The sequence below is a fragment of the Streptomyces turgidiscabies Car8 genome, assembly GCF_000331005.1.
GTDB classification, from domain to species: Bacteria; Actinomycetota; Actinomycetes; order Streptomycetales; family Streptomycetaceae; genus Streptomyces; species Streptomyces turgidiscabies.
In genome coordinates, this window is sequence record NZ_AEJB01000361.1 from 219,625 (window position 1) to 236,225 (window position 16,601).

Here is a 16,601-nt window from a genome sequence, read left to right on the forward strand (position 1 = left end):
GCAGATGGCTGGGGCCAGCAACGAATCTGCCGGTGGAGCTGGGCTGGTCGTTCCAGCACGGCCCCACCGGCAGGCGGGTGTTTCTTTCGCCCCCGAGCCGGCAGTGCCGGCCCAACGCTTGTGCTTCAGAGCGGTTCGGCGACCTGACTCTTGGCGTCGCGGCCCTCGTAGTCACTAAGGTCGATCACCACGGCCTGGCCCGTCGCCTTGTCAACGACGGTGAAGACACAGGTGTCCCCGTCGGTGGCACCGTCGCGGCCGAAGATGTCCGCCCAGACCTGGCGCGCGGCTCCGAGAGCCGAGCCTCCTTCGGCGTCGATCTCCCAGCTCACGAGCCACGCGGTGTCGCGCTCCGTTGTTGGGTCGAGCTCGGCGGGGGCGGAGCCTTGGTCGAAGGCAAGGTTGATAGCCCGGATCCAGTCTTCCCGGGTGGCGTCGGCATCCGTCACCGAGTCGCGGACGGTCATGGCGAGGGTGTCGATGCGGATGCTCATGGTCGAGTCTGCTCCTTCGTGTCGGGGTGTGGTCTCTGCTGGATCTCGGGCGCGTACGGTAGCCGGAACTCACCCAGCGATCCGCTGATGTACGAGTGCGGCTGATGATCGGCCTTGTCGCCGCACAGCCCGTGCGGGAGGTCGCTCTCCCCCGGTGTGCTGCACTCGGTGACGAGCGCCGCGACGAGCAGTTCGACGAGCTTCTCGTCGTTGGCCGGCCCGTGGTGCGAGGTGAAGACCTCGCCGTCGCGCGGCGTGAAGCTGACGTCGTGGGGGGACCCAGTCGTAGGGCCGGCGGGTAGCGCTGTGGCCACTGGGCGAGAAGTGGCCAGTGGATCCGACGGCCACCTCGTTGGGACCCAGGAAAACGATGACCTGGTGCTCACGGTTCGCCAGGGCGGCACGGATGCTGACTTGGAGGTCGGAGCGTTCAAGGGTCTGGGCGCAGCGCTGGTCTGCTTCTCCGATGCCCTGGAAAATGCCGACTGCCTGGGCGGCGTTCAGAGACATCTCCGAGGCGAAGTGCACGTCGTTGTTCGGATCGAAAGCGACCTGGGTCTAGCTGTCGGCGTTGTTGGTGTCTGCGTAGATGGGCTGCACGGTGTCCAGGTCGACGACCTGGCCCACTCGAAGGGTGTTCAGCCCGCGGAGCATCGCGATCTCCTGCTTGCGCTCTGCGACCCCTGCGGGGCTCAGCGGCCGGCCGTCCTGCCTGAAGTTGCCCTCTTCGAGCATCTGCTCCAGCGTGTTCTTCCACTGGTCAACCTGGTACTGCGTGATCTTCTGCGTGCGGGCCATGGGGCGGGCAGTCCTCCCCTAGAAGGGCGTGATGTGGGTTGGATGCTGCGCGTGATGGTGGAGTTAGGCGCGGGGCTTCAGTGCCATGCGCCGGCGCAGGCTCTGCCCTGCGCCGGCGAGGACGTCAGTGACCTCCTTGGGAAACGTCACGTAGACGAAGTCGAGGGACGTCACCTTGTCGAACAGAAGCATCACGGCCTCGTGGCGCTGGATGCCCCGGCTCATGAGGTAGAACAGCTCCTCTTCGTCGAGCACTGGCTCCCCTCCGAGCGAGTTGAGGGTCGCTTCGGGATCCGACGCGAGCTCCATCGGGCGGTCGGCGACGACGTACTCGTGCGGCCACAGGTGCAGGTCTCCCCGGGGCGTGGCGATGACCGCCTGCTTGGGGTACACCTTGGCGGCCTGCTTGCCATGGCCGACGGTTATCGCGCCGGAGTTCAGCTGGTGGGGACGGGCACGCCACATCGACAGCTCGGGGACGCGGAACCTCGAGCGCAGCTCGGTCATCGGCTCCTCGACCACGATGATCCACGCGCCCTCCTCCGGGACGGCCTTGCCGTCCTGCTCGGGGAAGTACATCGACGGCTCAGCGCCGATGGAGGCGGCGATGCTCCAGCCGTCGTCGGCGTGCTCCTTCATGGCGACGAGAGAGCGAATGTGCGGGGCGGCCTCGGTCAGAGAAGTCATGGGGTGCCTGTCTGTCAACGTTTGTTGGTGCGGATCAGCAGATCCGCGGGGAAGTCGCCGGCGTCGGGCGAGACCAGGGCGACGAGACCGCCGGTGCCGATCCTGACGATGGTGTCGGTGCGCCCGGCGATGCCATCGGTGATCGAGAGCGACCTCGCCGCGATGCGGTCCGCCGTCGCTCCTTCCGGGATCAGCACCGAGTCGCCGGCGCGCAGTGGACGGTCGAAGTAGTCGTGGACGGAGTCCGGTTCCGCGTCGGGGAGGGAGATCTCTTCGCACCCGGTGAGCTGTTCGAACACGGACTGCGGGATGACCAGTTCTTCGCCGAAGGTCACCTGGGTCTCGTCGGTGCTGCCGACGTAGACGATCAGCGGTTCACCGTCGTCGGCGAGCCGTGTCACCCGGCCGATCGCCAGGGACGCGTAGGACTCGTAGCCCTTGTCGATGCCGGGCTCGGCGACGATGACGTAGTCACCGGGCTTGGGTCGGTCGGTGTTACGGAACATGTGTGGGCTCCATTTGGATGTGCGGGGCATCGATGCTCATGACGGGCCTCCTTCCGGATCTGCGAATTCCGTGATCCGATCGAGCAGGCCACCGATGAGGCTCCAGAGCTCGTCGTCGTTCTCGTGCTCGGCCAGCCACTCGGCCGCCCGTAGCGACTCGTCGTCTTCACGGTCGCGCAGCGCGTCGGCGAGGGCCCGCGGTACTGCGTTGTCCCAGACAGCAGGCACAGCCCCGTCGACGATGTCGATGGCGCTGCGGACGTGTTGCTTGCGCTCAAGCAAGTCCGCGCGCTGGGCGCTGCGTTCCTCGAAGCGGGCGAGGTGCGCCGCGCAGCAACTGTCGAGCGGTCCGGGCTCTTCGGTGTCCCGGTAGGAGCTGAGGTACCGGTCGGTCTCGGCGGATTTGTCGTACAACGCGTCGATGGTGACGCTCTGCTGGCGTTCGGTCAGCTCGATGCTGATGGTGGGTTCGGTGGCCGTCATCGCGAAGCCTCTTTGTGATCGGACGCCACGCCCTCGGCACAGAGCCTGACGAGGGCCATGAGCATGTCCATGCGGTGCCCGCCCCAGTGGACGGTCCGCTGACCCTCCAACTTGACGGTGATCACCGGGGTCTGCTGGCAGCCGAGCTTCTCAGTGACGTGGCGGTGGTTCTCGTCGCCCGGCTCAAGGTCGATCTTCGTGTAGGCGATGCCTTTGCGCTCGAAGAGCTGTATGGCCTTGTCGAAGTTTGGGCAGTCCCGCGGGCCGTAGATCGTGATCGTCGGCAGAACACGCGCCGTCTGCGGGAGGTCCATGCTGTTGACGGTGGGCATGCGGATGCCTTTCTGGCTCGTGGGAGGGACTGCGGCTGTGTGGAGGCACGGTGCGCAGCTAGGGCGCGACGACGGTGACGCCCTCGTCGAGCACAGCGCGGATCTCGTTGATGCGCTGCCGGTCGATCTCCGTCGTCGGCTCAGCGGGAGAATCGGCAGCGTGCCGCTGCACATGAGTGCGCTGGGCGGAGGTTCCCCTCTTCTTCGGTGGCACGCCGGCGTCCATCGAGATGGTGACGGCGCGTGCAGTGCCGCCGCTGCCGTCGGCCATGTCAGGGACCAGCTCACAGAAGTAGTGGCCGGCTTCGATGTCGAGTGCTTCGTCGAACTTCCACCCGGTGATGTATGCGGTTCCGTTGGAGTTGAGCCCACGGACTTCGTAGACGTGCTCGCCGGTCTCGTCGTCGGCGCAACGCTGCAGCATGAGCTTGCGGGCATCCCGGTCCACAAGGACGATGAGCTTCATCTTTGGCATGTTGCCCGGCCAGCGAGCACCGGCGTCGCCGGGCGTGGGACGGAGCCAGTCCCGCGTGCCCGCGGACAGGGTGATCTGCGAGCGTCCGTTCTCGCTGTGGAGCACGGTGAGCTTCGCTGGTCGCTGCTTGCGCCGCGACTGGCGCAGGTCAGGGCGATAGATCTCGAAGGGCATGATTGCGCTCCTTCCAGAGGCCGGTCAGGAGGGTGTGCCTGGGTCAGCCGGCGAGGTGGTGGCTCAGACGCGCGATGTAGTCGGCATAGCCCTGCGCGACGGCGAAGCCGCTCGTCTTGGTCGCCAGCCGGTCTTCCCACGAGGCGTAGGTCTGGCGGGTGGTGTTGTAGGCCTGCATCAGCGAGCCTCCTTGGTGTCTGGTTGGCGGCCGATGCGTGTCCCAGCTGGTGCACTGAGGGGCCTCATCGGTGTCTTGCCCGGGGCATCGGCGATCAGCGTCGCCCTCCCGTCTGGCCGGTGGCTGCGACGCGTCTTGCTCGGTGCATCACCGGGACTCGGAAACGCCACTGACGAGACGTCGATGGACAAGAAGGGAACGGGCCGGGTGCACGAACACCCGGCCCGTTCCGGTATCGATCCCGCACCCGGGTCGGCTATGCCGACCCAGACCCCCGAGGCCAGCGCCCGTAGGGCGCGAAACCTAGGGGGACACGCTGTCACCCATCGGAACGTGACGCGAAGTGCTTGTTCCACCGGAGGGCGGTGATCTTCTTCATGAGGGAGTCCTCTTCTTGATCATGCGTGTTCGGTGTGCGGTCGCCGCAGTGACCGCCCGGCTGTGGGATCACAACCGGGCCGTCGTCGGATGGGTACGGGTTAGCCGGTAAAGGGCAGCGGGGTACGGGGACGGCCTCGGGCCGGGACGGGTGTCCGGGCGCGGGGCCGTGGCGGAGCTGTTCAGTGGATCGAAGCGACTGAGGGGTATGCCTTGAGGTCTTGTGTGAGTGCCGCAGCAGTGACGAGGTCCGCCGGGCGGCGGCCCGTGATCCCTACGTGAAGCACCACCTTCGGGGGCTCGTGTTGGGCGGTCGATACGTGGTAGCGCCTGCTTCGCACCTGGAAGTGGTAGCTGCCGAGGCAGATCACATCGCTGTCCTGCGGTAGCGGTGCTCCGAGGAGATCGAGCTCGAAGGTTACGTAGGTCGGGTCCTCCGGCTCCTGCTCGCCACGCAGCCGAACGACGACGCGTACAACGTCTATGGTGTGCTCCTGGTCACGGGTGCTGGTGGTACTCGGGGGCTGGGGCATGTCGGTCCCTTCGGATGCCGGGTGGGGGCCGCCGGGAGCGGGGCCGTCGTCGGATGGGTACGGGTATCAGACCCGCTCGGAAGCCCAGAGGTCGTTGAGGTCCTCGCGGATCTCTTCTTCCAGGGCGGCGAGGAGTGCCTGCTCGGCGTTGAAGTCCCCGGACACGGCCTGGATGAGGTCGTCCTGGACCTGCTGCTTGCCGGCGAGCACCGAGGGCATCCGCTCGTCCTGCGTTCCCTTGGCGATGAGCCGGTGGATGATCACTGGCCGCTGCTGGCCGGGGCGGTGCAGCCGACCGTTCGTCTGCATGTAGTGCTCGAGCGAGAACGGCAGCGTGTACCAGATCATTGTCGAGCCGCCGTGCTGCAGGTTCAGGCCGTGCCCCGCGGCGGCGGGGTGGAGCAGCATCACCGGGATCTGCTTGGCGTTCCACCGGCGGACCATGTCGCGCGAGCCGTCGAAGGCCTGCGCGTCGATGCCGACCTTCCGGAGCCTCGTAAGCAGCTGCTCCTTGTCCGACTTGAAGTGATAGGCGATGAGCACGGGCTCGCCGCCATTGTTGCGCACGAGGTACTCGGCCATCTCGAGCTTCTTGTCGTGGATGACCTCGTACCGGCCCTTCGTGGCCGGGTCGTCGGGATCCGCAGTGTAGAGCGTGCCCGAAGCGAACTGCATGAGCTTGCTGGTAAGCACCGCCTGATTCTCGGCGATGATCGACTCGACGCTCTGTGTCACCTTTCCGTCGTCGTCGGTGTAGGTCCGCACGATGTCCAGGACCAGGTCACGCTTGAATTCCTTGTAAGCCTGAAGCAGGTCAGGCGGGAGCGTGACGTTGACGTCCTGGATGGTGAGCGATGGCAAGATCAGTGTGGTGTTCTGCGCGCTCATCACCAGGTGCGAGATGGCCTGATGGATCTCGGCCTCGGCGTTCGCCGTGGGGATCCACTTCGCCGGCGTCGTCGTACCGGGAACCATCTTCGGGACGAACCACCGGTTGCGGAACTGGGTGATATCCCGGCCGAGCGCTTGGCCTTGGTCGAGCAGGTAAATCTGGCTCCACAGGTCGTGGAGACCATTCGGGCTCGGTGTTCCCGTCAGCTCGATGAGCCGGGTCATGGCCGGCCGCACCGTTGCCAGGGCCAGGAAGCGCTGCGAGTTGTGCGACTTGAAACCCTGGGACTCGTCGATGATGACCGTCTGGAAGGGCCAGATGATGGTGTTCTGGCCGTTGATGTTCTGGACCGGCAGCTGGTCGACCAGACCGAAGCGGCACTGAGCGCAGCCTGCGCCGGAACAGGTTCGGCAGTCATAGGCTTCCCACGCCACCAGGGCCGACTTGAGCAACTCCTGAATCCAGGCGCGGATCTTGGCCTTGGCGGGGACCCGGTTGTTGGCGTTGCCGGCGACCAGAGCACGGTATTCGTCGATCAGCTCGTCTCGGCCCAGTGGCCCCCGTGCCTGGAGCAGACCCAGGATCGCCGTCGCCTCCGGTGAGACGGTCGGGGCAGGCACTGCGCCTGGCACTGGCGTGATCAGCTTCGTCTCCTGGGACGGCTGAGTCAGCAGCTCCTGGTTGATGAAGTACATCGTCGGCGGATCTGTCGCGACTTCCTGGAAGCGCTTCAGGCGCTTGGCCTTGGAGAGCTTCCTGTCGTTCTCGTCGACGATGAGCGACTTCGTCCGGATGGGGAAGCCCCACTTCTCGATCTCGTCGATCCAGGTGGAGCGGGCGATCGCCACGGGCGCTATGACGAGGATGTGACCCATCGGGCGGATCGTCTGTAGTACCGCGAGGGTGCTGAGCGTCTTCATGCCACCTACGGGGACCCATGCACCTGCGAAAGGGTGGTCAACGAGGAAGTCGTGGATCTGCTGCTGATGCGGCATCAGCGAGATCGGGGACGGAGCAGTAGCCGTAGTCATGTCGCTGGTCATCCCTTCTCTTCGAGTGAGTGGTCAGGCATGGAAGGCCTCTTGAATAGGGGCGAGTCGGGGATGGGCCTCGTCGGCTCTCTGTTTTTGCTGCGCGACCTCGGTCTCCAGCTCGGCGACCCTCGCTTCGAGCTGCGTGACGCGCGTTGCTCCAGGGGGCGGTCGAGGACGCCGTCAGGCGCGGGTGCGGGCGGTGGCCTGCCGGGCGCGGAAGGTGTTGATGAGTGCTGCTGCGGCGCCCTCGGGGGAGTGGTAGGGGTCGGTGATGCCGGGTCCGGTCCAGCGGCCGTTCTCCGTGTACCGGATCGGTCCGGTCTCGGTGTCGTCGACGCGGACCGAGCGGGTGCCGGCGTCGGTCTCGCGGCCCAGCTCGGCGTCCTGGAGGGCGCTGAGGATCGTGCGGACGCTGCCGTGGCGGCCGGCGTCCTCGAGCAGGAGCGCCGTGGACTCCAGCCGAGCACTGGTGTCGGTGGCGATGGCGGACAGTTCCTGGGCGAGAGCGCGGACTTCAGGCGCGGTATCGGGGGCGGAGGCTTCGACGCTGCGGGCCGCGGTGGCCAGTTCGTCCAGGGCGGAGGCGGCCGCTCGGCAGTCGGCCCGGTTCTTCGCGCAGGGGCCGCTGGGCAGCTGGGCCGCCGCTGCGTCGAGGGCGGCGAGCGCGTGGAGGGTGTCATCAGGCAGGGAGGCCAGGGTGCGGGTGCCGGACTGGACGTCGCGGTAGGTGCGGAAGGCGGTGGCGAGGGCCTGGTCGGCGGCGTGGGGGTCGGGGAAGGGGCCGTCGAGGTCGGAGGGCGGCTTCGACGCGGTGGCGCCGAGGCGGGCGGTGGCCAGTTCGGTGAAGGCCAGCAGGCGGGCGAGGGGGAAGGCCATCCATTCACGTTCGTCGCCGGTGGCGTCGGAGAGCAGGGCCCGGGCGGGTTCACGGACCTGGTCCAGGAGGCGGACGACGCGCAGGCATCCGCCGCGGGTACCGGACGCGTCGTGCTCCCGCACGATGGCCTCCAGGCCGTCGAGGATCGCGGCCACGTGCGGCTGGCGCAGGGCGTGGAAGAAGTAGGCGCGGGCGGCGGAGTCGACGATCTCCTGGCGCTGGAGCGGAATGGGGGAGAGCGCGGCCCGGGCCTCGGAGACACTGGAGTACGGCTGGTGCTCTGCGTCGGCCGTGGCGTGCAGGGCGATATGGAAGACCCCGACGTCCTCGGCCGCCCGCGGAGCGTCCGTGCGCCGGGGGCCGACATCCGTTCCGACGCGGCCGCGGTAGGCGCCGCCGGCGGCGTCGACCTGGCCCACGACTACGTCGTTGGCGTCGACGACTTCGGCCGATGCGGAGCCGTCGGCGGGCGGGCGCAGCCGGAATGCCGGGAACGCCTGCAGGACCGGGCTGTTCATGGGTCTCCTCTGGTGGTGGAAGTCGGGCCGGCGCGGGCGGGTGCGCCGACCCGGGGCGAGCGGATGGTCAGTTCGAAGTGCTCAGGGCGGGAAGGTTGCGGACCCGCGGGTCGGGCCCGAGGGCTTCGCGCACGCGTTGCAGCACTGCCACCGGGTCGTCAGGCTGCTCGACTGCGCCAACCTGTCCGTCCTGCTCGTTCAGTGCGGTGTTGATGACGGTGGGGTTCTACTGCCGCACCTTGTTGCGGGCGTCCTTGTCAGCCTGGTGATGCTGGTCGCTGAGCTGCTGGACGTGGCTGAGGTCGCCTCGGCGGGCGGCGGCACGCACGTTGAGGGCGAGGGCGCGTAGCAGTTCGAGTTCGCCGACGTAGGCCTCGTCGTCTGGCGTCTGGTAGTCGGCGATCTCCTCGAGCTGGGTGATCGCGTCGTTCCAGCCAGTGCCGTACCAGATGGGTCCGGTGAGGGCGGTACAGGTGACCGGGATGGCACGGAGTCGGCCGATGCACTTCTGGATGACCTCAGTGCGGTACCCATCCAGCAGTTCGACGATCTCTGCGTCGGCAGTGGCGAGCACTCCGGGGTGATTGATGATCCGATCGCGAGTGCTCATGCGGCACGCCCCGAGCAGCGGGCCGTGCGCCGGTTGGCGTCGTGGACGCTGCACCTCTCGCGGCCCTGCTTGCGGGCCCACCACGTCTGCGCGACGTCCGTCTGCGCGTTGATCTGCGCCATGTGCCCATTTACCAGGCCGATCACGGTGGTGGCGTAACCGACGACGTACAGGCTGATGAAGACGGTGTCGGGCTCGCGCAGCATCCCGGAGGAGAACTCGTCGCGCTGGCCGGAGTCTTTGGTCTCATAATGCGGTTGCCGGGCCGCGGCTATGTATGTGTGGGTCATGGTGCTGCTCCCTGTTGGTCGGATGAGGTCTTGAGGAGGTGCGCGATGAAGACGTCGACGCTCGCCTTGTCGTCGACGACGTGAACCTCGGCGCCGTGGCGGCGCAGCTTGGCGTGCGTGAGCTGTTGCAGCTTCCGCAGCTGGCCGCCGGGGCGTTTGACCTCGACGAACACGGTGCCGCGGGGGGCGACGACGATCCGGTCGGGCACTCCCCCGCGGGCTGGTGAGACGAATTTCAGGCACAGGAAGCCGTGCGCCCGGCACTGGCTGAGGAGATAGTCCTCGATGGTGCTCTCTCGCGTGCGAGCCATCAGCGCTGTGCCGTCTCGTCCGAGGAGACCGTCGGCACGCCGTACTTCAGCTCACTGGGATCGACGAGGCGGAAGCCCGAGGAGTGCTTGTGCATCCGGGAGACGCTGATGGTCGAGCGCCTCGTGCCGTAGTGGGCCCGGACCCGGGCCCTGCCGTTTTTGACGAACTCGACGACGACGCGGCGCTGGTTCTGCCGGGTGTCGAGGTCCTCCCAGATCTGACCCGGGCAGACCAGGATGCCCTCGCGGGTCGTGTTCTTTTCCTGCTGGACCTGGGCGTCGTCGTCCTCGGCGGAGGTGTCGGTCGCGGCACTCACAACTCGTCGCCCCCCTCAACGGTGCGGACGGGAAGTGTGGTCTGGAACATGACGTTCCTCGATTCTCTTGCCATGGCGAGCAAGACTCGCCTTCATCCGAAATTCGAATCGGGCCCCGAGCAGCGTCGTGTCGGCACGGCCCGGCACCCTGCGGTCCGATGGTGGAGCGGGGAGCTGATCAGGCGGCGTTCTTCCAGTTCTTGGTGAACGTCTCGTCGAGCATTCGGGTGTAGATGCCGAGATCGAGCGCCCCGATGAGCTGCTCGACTCGGGCGGCCGGCAGTGCGCGGAGGTCGTCGTTGACGACGATCACCGACCAGTGCGGGTCGATGCCGTTGATCCGGCGGATCACGACGTCCTGGTTATCGGGCAGCAGCGTGAGGCCGTCGGAGATGCTGGCCTCGCTGCGGTTCTTCGCCCACCCGTGGTGGCGCAGGATCTCCAGCGCGATCGGGTCACGTCGCACCCCGGCGCTGCCGGACTCGCGGCGCTTGCCCTGGCTGGCCGGGTTCACCTTCCATGCGCCGGCGTTGTGCAGGCTCACGGCACCATCAGTGCCGTCGTGGACGATGAAGACCCGGTTGACCATCTGCAGGGCCCGCGGGTTCACCAGCTGCGCATCGGCGTCCTCGTTGTCGTCACGGTCGGGCGCGGCGCTGACCGGGTCGGCGGCGAACGGGTAGGTGATTGATCCGCGCGAGGCGGCGAGGACGTTCTGGAACAGCAGCAGCGTCCGCACGGGATCGGCCGGGTCGATCGCCTCCTCGATCATCTTCCGGCCCAGCACAGGATCGAACGGCTCGGCGAGAGCCTCCTCTCCCCTGCTGGCGACGGTCTGCAGGTAGCGGGCCAGGGCGAAGTCGATCACGGCCGGGTGGGCCAGCGACTTCGTCGGGGTAGGACCCGCGTGGCAGGCCAGCGTCCCGCCGGAGGCGGTGATGATCGGGCTGTCGGCGACGCTCCGGTCCTCACTGGGCGACTCCAGCTCGAGCCGGTTGTTCGAGTCCTTGCTGATGAGGAACATCAGCTCCGGTTCGATGTCGATGCCGATGGCGGCCTGCTGCTCGGCGAGCACCCGGTTGTTGGTGGTCTCATCGAAGCCGTTCTCGCCGCCGACGACGGAGTAGAGGCCGTCGGTGTTCGTCGAGATGATCCGCGCACCGGCCAGCGTCTGGGCCTGCCCGATCCGCCAGCTGAACAGCTGGCCGATGATCCGCATCGAGATGGTGCGGTTGTTCATCCTGATCGGGGTCCGGTGCGCGGCGTCAGCAGCTCCAGAGGCCGAGTTGAGGATCAGCTTCGTGCCGTTGCGCAGGGTCGTGAGCCGGGCCTTCTCCTCGGAGGAGATACCCGGCTTCTTCATCTCGAAGCCCAGGCGCTCCTTCTCGAAGAAGATCGTCGTGTAGCGGTCCGCGCCCAGCTCGGGGTTGTAGAACGCCCTCATGTTGCGCAGCAGGTTCGGGTAGTAGCTCGTGAAGTCCTCATGGATGACGAGGCCTGCCGAGGTCCGTGCGAACTTCGGGTGCAGCTTGGTGGATTTGTCGGCCTTCGCAGTGAACAGCGTGGGGGCCTTCTTCGCCGGCTCATCGCGATAGACGGCCTTGACCGCCGAGGTGACGGCCAGGACTATCTTGCCGTCGAGCACGGTCCCGTCGGCCAGGCGCACGTGCATCGCCTCGGTGTCCGGGCGCTGCGTGTCCAGCAGCTGGGCCGGATCCGGCACTTGGGCCTGCGCACGCGCGAGCTGCTCGGCCTGGTCCTGGTCGCCCTTCTTCGACTTGCGGTACTTCACCTTTTTCGGGTCCGAGCCCAGCAGCACGAGCCGTTTGTCGACGGTCGTCCCGTCGGGCAGCGCGAGCAGGTTGTGCTGGCGCTTGGCCTCGGCGACGAAGTCCTTCGCGTCCGGGTAGAAGAGCTTGGCGAGGCCGATCATCGCTGCCTGTTCTCGGTGCTCGAAGGAGTCGGCGTCGAAGACTGTCATGTCTGCCTCGGCTCCGTGGATGCCGCCTGTGCTGAACGTGGCGAAGCACGATGACGGAGAGGCGTCACGGTGGAAGTAGGGCACGTTGTTCGGTGTCTTCGGCAGCTCGCGCAAGGACTTGGCCGGGAGGTCGAACAGGTCGCGGTACTCCTCGGAGTCGTTGAAGTTCTGTCCCTCGATCGAGCGGTAATAGTTGACGACCTGCATGAACTGGCGGTGCGCCTGCGCCTGTGCCGGCGTCGCGGATGGGTCCCTGGCAGGGTCGGGGGCCACGTTGTCCTCGAAGAATTGCACGCACTCGTCGAGCACGTTGACCTGGGAGATGCCCTGCTCCTCGGCCACCTCCTTGGCCGGATAGAGGAACGACACGGCCTCGATGTCGTTCAGCGAGGTGTACGGCGCGAGGATGCGGCCGACGAACTTCGCGGAGGACGAGTCGATGGTCAGGCGGTCCCGGCGCACCGAGCCGTTCTTGGCGTAGACGGTCTCGGAGTACTGCGCCAGCAGACCGGCCTTGAGGTCGAAGTTGCTGGCGTAGGCCGGGTGCTGGAAGAGCTGGGCCAGGCCCAGGCAGTCGGAGACGTTGTAGGCCAGCAGCTCGTAGAGATCCTCGATCGCGGCGATCGAGGTGTCGTGGCTGAGCTTGTCGGACTCCTTGATCTGGCGGCCGAGCATCCCGAGCAGGCGCTTGAGGCTCACCTTGGTCTGCAGCTCGTTGAGACGGGCGACGTCCAGGTGCCGGCCCGAGTGCATCATGGCGCGGCGGATCTTGGCGGCCGGGCCGTCCCAGCCGAGGTAGCCGGGCATGTACTCGATGTGCTCGTTGAACAGCTTGTCGTTGTGCTCGCGCATCTCGCGCGCGGTGGTCGGCTGGACAAGACGACCGGAGTGCGGAGCCGGGAAGGTCTCCATCAGGTACAGCGCGAGCATGGTCATGTCGTAGTTCAGCGAGTTGTACCCGGCCAGGAACGGGTGCTTCAGCGGGTCGTACTCGGGATCCGTGTCGCAGACCGGGCGCAGGCTCGCCGGATAGGACGAGACCTCGCTGCGGTCGTTGACCTGGTCGGCGTTCGAGAGGCCCATCAGCTCGGCGAGGCGGAGGTTGCCCCGCTCGCCGCGCAGGTTCCACAGCTGGACGCTCACCGCGGGCAGGCCCGGGTTGGAGCGCACCACGGCTTCATAGAGCGCCTGCGGGTCCACGGCGTCGGAGAGTTGCTGGTTGTCGGCAAGGAAGAAGATCTCCAGGTCGTCGACGGCTCTGCCCGGCCGCGGGGTGTAGGCGCACAGAGTGAAGACGTCCGACAACGACTCGATGTCGTAGAAGGTGAAGCGCGCCTTCGAGGCCGTGACGGGTGTTCGCTGTGTGGTCATGATGGGGATCTCCTTTCGTCGGTCCGACCATCACGGCCGGCGTCTGGGGAGGAGGCGCGCGCGGCCTCAGAGGGAGTCGTGAGGAGAGCGCCGGCGCGGGGTATGCATGCGCCGGGACGCCTCACTCATGAGCCGGGCCTCTCCACGGGGTCTGCCGTGATCTGCGAGCGGACGATGAGGTGGGTGATCCACTGCTCGCGCTCGACGTCGGACATCGCCGTGATCAGGCGGGCTTGGCCGCGGGCGAGTTCGAGTACGGCATGGGTGAGTTCGCCGAGTGCGCCAGCCGTTTTAGCCATGGGTGCATCAGTCCTGCTCGTCAGTGGTGTCGTCGGTCGGGGCGGATGGGCCCGTCTGCCGGAGCAGGCCGCGGTAGTTGGCCTGCAGCATCGGCTGGGATTTCTTCTTCGGGTCGCTGCCGGTGTAGCTCGGGTGCATCCACTTCTTCAGCTCGTACTCGGCGATAAGCACCTCGGGGGTGTGCATCATCTGGCCGGGCCGGATCTTGCGGTTCTTGTCCGGGCAGTGCCACAGGGCATCCGGCCGGACGATCGCCACGAGGTCAGTGATGAACTGCTTGTTGCTCACCGGGGAGCCCGACGGCGAGACGTCGGCGAACCAGGCCTTGTACAGGTCATAGAGGAACGTGAACGGTGCCAGGTCCCAGACCAGCCGTCCGCGGAACTCTTCCCAGAAGGCGCGCACGGGGTCGTTGACCTCCTTGTACTCGGCCAGGACTTCCTTGGTGGCCACCGGCTCTGAGAGCTGGTAGTAGTCACCCGGAGATGACGCGCCGGCGCGGTTGACCGCGTACCAGAAGACGTACTCCAGGACCTCGCGGCGCTGGAGGTAGTCGTCCTTGATGTACTTCTTCTCGGCTCCGGTGAAGCTCTTGGTAAAGGGCACAAAGAGCTGCCGGCGGTAGAACGACTCGGACTTGTCCTTCACGCGCGGGAACTCGTTCAGGCACTGGACCATGAAGCCGAAGAACTGGTAGGCGATCGGCATCCGGTACTTGCGGTTGATCTGGATGACGTCGTTGGTCACGATCGCCTTCAGATTGGCCGCCTTGTCGATGAAGGTGCCGACATCGTTCTCGTCGACGATGATCGCGTTGGCGCGCACCAGCGGTTCGAGCGCGAAGTCCTTGCCGAAGTCCGAGAGCGGAATCGAGGTGTGCGCGCCGCTGCCGACGAGGTTGCGCATGAGCACGCAAAGCGTGCCCTTACCGTTGTTGCCCTGCTCGGAGTAGAACCAGGCGGTCTTACCCCAGCGCACGTGCGGCCGGATGATCGCGCCGATGATCTCCCAGATCAGGTCGGCAAGACCCTCGTCACCGGGCTGGTCGAAGAGCTCTTCGATCCAGGCGCCGACTTCCCAATCTCCGTCCTCAGGGTGCGTGATGACCTGCTGCGGGGCGTCGTCCACGTAGTCGACGTCGTTCTTGGTCAGCAGCACGATGGCGGGGTCGAAGGGGTGGACCTGCTTGGGCTCGAAGTGGAAGTCCTTGCCGAAGATCGTGAGGTCCAGCGGCTCGGTGCCGTAGAAGACGATGCCGTTGCGCGCGGCGATGAAGTCGCGGTTCGTGCTCTGGTGCCGACGCGGGCTGTCCTCGCGCAAAACGGCCAGGACCTCGGCGAACTCCTTGAGGGTCAGCTGGGTGTTGTACATGCGCGCCGTGGTGCGGATGTCGTCCTCGCTGGTGGTGTACGTCCCACGCGCGCGGCCCGCGGCCTGGTACATCGCCAGCAGGTCGTACTCACGGTCGGTGTCCTTGGCGTTGGGCGCGATCCGGATGACGTGGTGCAGACGCAGGAGGATCTGCGCGACCTGCCAGTACGTCAGATATCTCGGCAGGGGGTACTTCTCGGCGGCCGTGGCCGCCTTGAAATTCTCGGCCTTGATGACCCCGCCCACGATCGCCAGCAGCTCCTTCTCCAGCACACGAGGCGTCGGAGGATCGGTCGGGTCGATCTGGTCGAGGTAGGCGGCGGTGACGTAGGTGACGATCTCGTTCTGCGGAGCCATGTCGTCGCGGCTCGAGAAGTACCCCATGACGCTGGCCAGGACGTCGGCGACGGGGTTGGTGCGCGGTCCGGCGTTGGAACCGGCGGCAGGTACGGACATGAGGGCATCAGGAGGCGTCATGTTGCTGCTTTCTCGATCATGATCGAGTTCCTGCCGGCGATGAGTGGGAAGCCGATTGGACTCGTAATCGAACGAAACGTGATCTTGACCCTACGTCATCCGAGTGCCCTTTTTCAACGATTGAGACACCATCCAACAAGAGAGTCGACTGATGTCACGAATGGTGGCTAATGGAGACCCAAAGGGCCACCGACAGGGACTGGAGAGAGCGCGCGACCGCCACGGCCACGCCACACGCGTCGCGAGCCTGGGCGGGACATGAGAACCAGCGACTCGTCGGGCACATGCCCCACGGAGTCGCTGGCTTCTCGTACTCGACCACGCACCCGCGGGCGGCGTGAGCCGCCCGGCCCGCGGTCGAGGTTCGGAGGAGTCTTCTGACCGGTCGAGCCAGCTGCCACCAGAGCATCGACCGGACGCTCTCCAGGAGGATCCCGAGCGCCGCACGCCCGCATACCCTCTAGGGGTAAACGAGCGTGTACCACTTGACGTGGTACACCTGTTCCCCCAGGTCAGAGCGATAATTCCGGGAGTTCAAGAGCAAGGTGTACCACGTGGCACTTTCTACGTGGTACAGGTGTTTGCCCAGGTCAGGCGGTGTTTATATACCCCCCGTACCACTTGTACCAGGAAATAGAGACTAGATACACGCGCAGGGGGGGGATAAGAGAGCAGACTGGCGAGCTGGGGCTGGAGCCGCCTGGACCGCTCCCGAACGCGTCCCCTATGTAAACGGTCAAAAAAGCGTGGTACTCGTGGTACATCGACGGGAAATGCTGGGCGACCAGGTAAAACGTCGTACCACGTCGGCGCTCCTATGTGGTACACCCGATGCGGGAAAGAGCCTTACGGTCCAGGTGTTTTCCCAGGTCAGACGCTGCTTTCGGGTGTGTACCACGTCTCGTGGTACAGCTGGCAGCTCGATGCGCCCAGCCCCCTGGCGACCAAGTCGAGGCTGACCTGCGACAGCGAAGATGGCCCGTTCGCCACCGAAGTTGGACCGATGGCCGTTTGTGTCATCGAAGTTGGGTCACTGGATGGTTTGTGACAGTGAAGTTGAGCCGGTGGTGACTCGCGTTGTGCGGTCGCGGAGCTCCGCTCGCCAGCGGATCGCCCTCTGCCGACAGGCGCCCGAGCACCACTTGCGCCCTGTAACCGGCTTGCGATGGGCCATGGAGGTTCCGCAGGCTGCGCATTGCTGTTGGTCGGATCGA

At 66.3% G+C, this 16,601-nt stretch carries 19 protein-coding genes; all 19 read right to left on the minus strand.

Going from position 1 to position 16,601, the window contains the following annotated elements:
- Positions 1 to 125 precede the first annotated feature (125 nt).
- Positions 126 to 494 (minus strand): hypothetical protein, encoded by a 369-nt coding sequence (locus tag STRTUCAR8_RS24960; RefSeq protein WP_006379244.1) that lies wholly within the window; start codon positions 492 to 494, stop codon positions 126 to 128.
- Complete coding sequence (locus tag STRTUCAR8_RS24965) at positions 491 to 808, minus strand: hypothetical protein (RefSeq protein ID WP_006379127.1); 318 nt, start codon at positions 806 to 808, stop codon at positions 491 to 493. Before STRTUCAR8_RS24965 ends, STRTUCAR8_RS24960 begins: the two co-directional genes overlap by 4 nt.
- Positions 809 to 1,052: 244 nt before the next feature.
- Positions 1,053 to 1,292: a hypothetical protein gene (locus STRTUCAR8_RS24970; protein WP_006378843.1), complete on the minus strand. Its 240-nt coding sequence runs from the start codon at positions 1,290 to 1,292 to the stop codon at positions 1,053 to 1,055.
- Between the two features lie 63 nt (positions 1,293 to 1,355).
- A complete protein-coding gene (locus STRTUCAR8_RS24975; protein ID WP_006379078.1) occupies positions 1,356 to 1,979 on the minus strand; it encodes a SufD family Fe-S cluster assembly protein in 624 nt (207 codons plus the stop codon).
- 14 nt (positions 1,980 to 1,993) lie between these two features.
- Complete coding sequence (locus STRTUCAR8_RS24980; RefSeq protein WP_006379113.1) at positions 1,994 to 2,485, minus strand: hypothetical protein; 492 nt, start codon at positions 2,483 to 2,485, stop codon at positions 1,994 to 1,996.
- Between the two features lie 36 nt (positions 2,486 to 2,521).
- Positions 2,522 to 2,968, minus strand: a complete 447-nt coding sequence (locus tag STRTUCAR8_RS24985) for a hypothetical protein (protein WP_006379220.1) — start codon at positions 2,966 to 2,968, stop codon at positions 2,522 to 2,524.
- Positions 2,965 to 3,300, minus strand: a complete 336-nt coding sequence (locus STRTUCAR8_RS24990; protein WP_006378589.1) for a glutaredoxin family protein — start codon at positions 3,298 to 3,300, stop codon at positions 2,965 to 2,967. The genes STRTUCAR8_RS24985 and STRTUCAR8_RS24990 overlap by 4 nt, the downstream gene beginning before the upstream one ends.
- Positions 3,301 to 3,358: 58 nt before the next feature.
- Complete coding sequence (locus tag STRTUCAR8_RS24995) at positions 3,359 to 3,949, minus strand: hypothetical protein (RefSeq protein ID WP_006379166.1); 591 nt, start codon at positions 3,947 to 3,949, stop codon at positions 3,359 to 3,361.
- Positions 3,950 to 3,992: 43 nt separating this feature from the next.
- Positions 3,993 to 4,127: a hypothetical protein gene (locus STRTUCAR8_RS55150; RefSeq protein ID WP_258039954.1), complete on the minus strand. Its 135-nt coding sequence runs from the start codon at positions 4,125 to 4,127 to the stop codon at positions 3,993 to 3,995.
- A 560-nt stretch (positions 4,128 to 4,687) separates the two neighbouring features.
- The gene (locus tag STRTUCAR8_RS25000) at positions 4,688 to 5,038 is read right to left on the minus strand and encodes a hypothetical protein (protein ID WP_006378939.1); all 351 of its coding nucleotides are present in this window, start codon (positions 5,036 to 5,038) and stop codon (positions 4,688 to 4,690) included.
- A 66-nt stretch (positions 5,039 to 5,104) separates the two neighbouring features.
- Complete coding sequence (locus STRTUCAR8_RS25005; protein ID WP_199791707.1) at positions 5,105 to 6,850, minus strand: DEAD/DEAH box helicase; 1,746 nt, start codon at positions 6,848 to 6,850, stop codon at positions 5,105 to 5,107.
- A gap of 294 nt (positions 6,851 to 7,144) precedes the next feature.
- Complete coding sequence (locus tag STRTUCAR8_RS25010; protein ID WP_006378876.1) at positions 7,145 to 8,359, minus strand: hypothetical protein; 1,215 nt, start codon at positions 8,357 to 8,359, stop codon at positions 7,145 to 7,147.
- 226 nt (positions 8,360 to 8,585) lie between these two features.
- A complete protein-coding gene (locus STRTUCAR8_RS25015) occupies positions 8,586 to 8,969 on the minus strand; it encodes a hypothetical protein (protein WP_006379146.1) in 384 nt (127 codons plus the stop codon).
- Positions 8,966 to 9,259: a hypothetical protein gene (locus tag STRTUCAR8_RS25020; RefSeq protein ID WP_006379176.1), complete on the minus strand. Its 294-nt coding sequence runs from the start codon at positions 9,257 to 9,259 to the stop codon at positions 8,966 to 8,968. The genes STRTUCAR8_RS25015 and STRTUCAR8_RS25020 overlap by 4 nt, the downstream gene beginning before the upstream one ends.
- On the minus strand, positions 9,256 to 9,570 hold the full coding sequence (locus STRTUCAR8_RS25025) for a VRR-NUC domain-containing protein (RefSeq protein ID WP_006378588.1): 315 nt from the start codon (positions 9,568 to 9,570) through the stop codon (positions 9,256 to 9,258). Before STRTUCAR8_RS25025 ends, STRTUCAR8_RS25020 begins: the two co-directional genes overlap by 4 nt.
- The gene (locus STRTUCAR8_RS25030; RefSeq protein WP_006378714.1) at positions 9,570 to 9,887 is read right to left on the minus strand and encodes a hypothetical protein; all 318 of its coding nucleotides are present in this window, start codon (positions 9,885 to 9,887) and stop codon (positions 9,570 to 9,572) included. Before STRTUCAR8_RS25030 ends, STRTUCAR8_RS25025 begins: the two co-directional genes overlap by 1 nt.
- Positions 9,888 to 10,065: 178 nt before the next feature.
- Positions 10,066 to 13,239, minus strand: coding sequence for a hypothetical protein (locus STRTUCAR8_RS25035; RefSeq protein WP_006378822.1), 3,174 nt, complete (start codon positions 13,237 to 13,239; stop codon positions 10,066 to 10,068).
- A 125-nt stretch (positions 13,240 to 13,364) separates the two neighbouring features.
- Positions 13,365 to 13,538 (minus strand): hypothetical protein, encoded by a 174-nt coding sequence (locus STRTUCAR8_RS52685; RefSeq protein ID WP_006378624.1) that lies wholly within the window; start codon positions 13,536 to 13,538, stop codon positions 13,365 to 13,367.
- Positions 13,539 to 13,545: 7 nt separating this feature from the next.
- On the minus strand, positions 13,546 to 15,366 hold the full coding sequence (locus STRTUCAR8_RS25040) for a DNA primase family protein (protein WP_199791708.1): 1,821 nt from the start codon (positions 15,364 to 15,366) through the stop codon (positions 13,546 to 13,548).
- Positions 15,367 to 16,601: the final 1,235 nt, after the last annotated feature.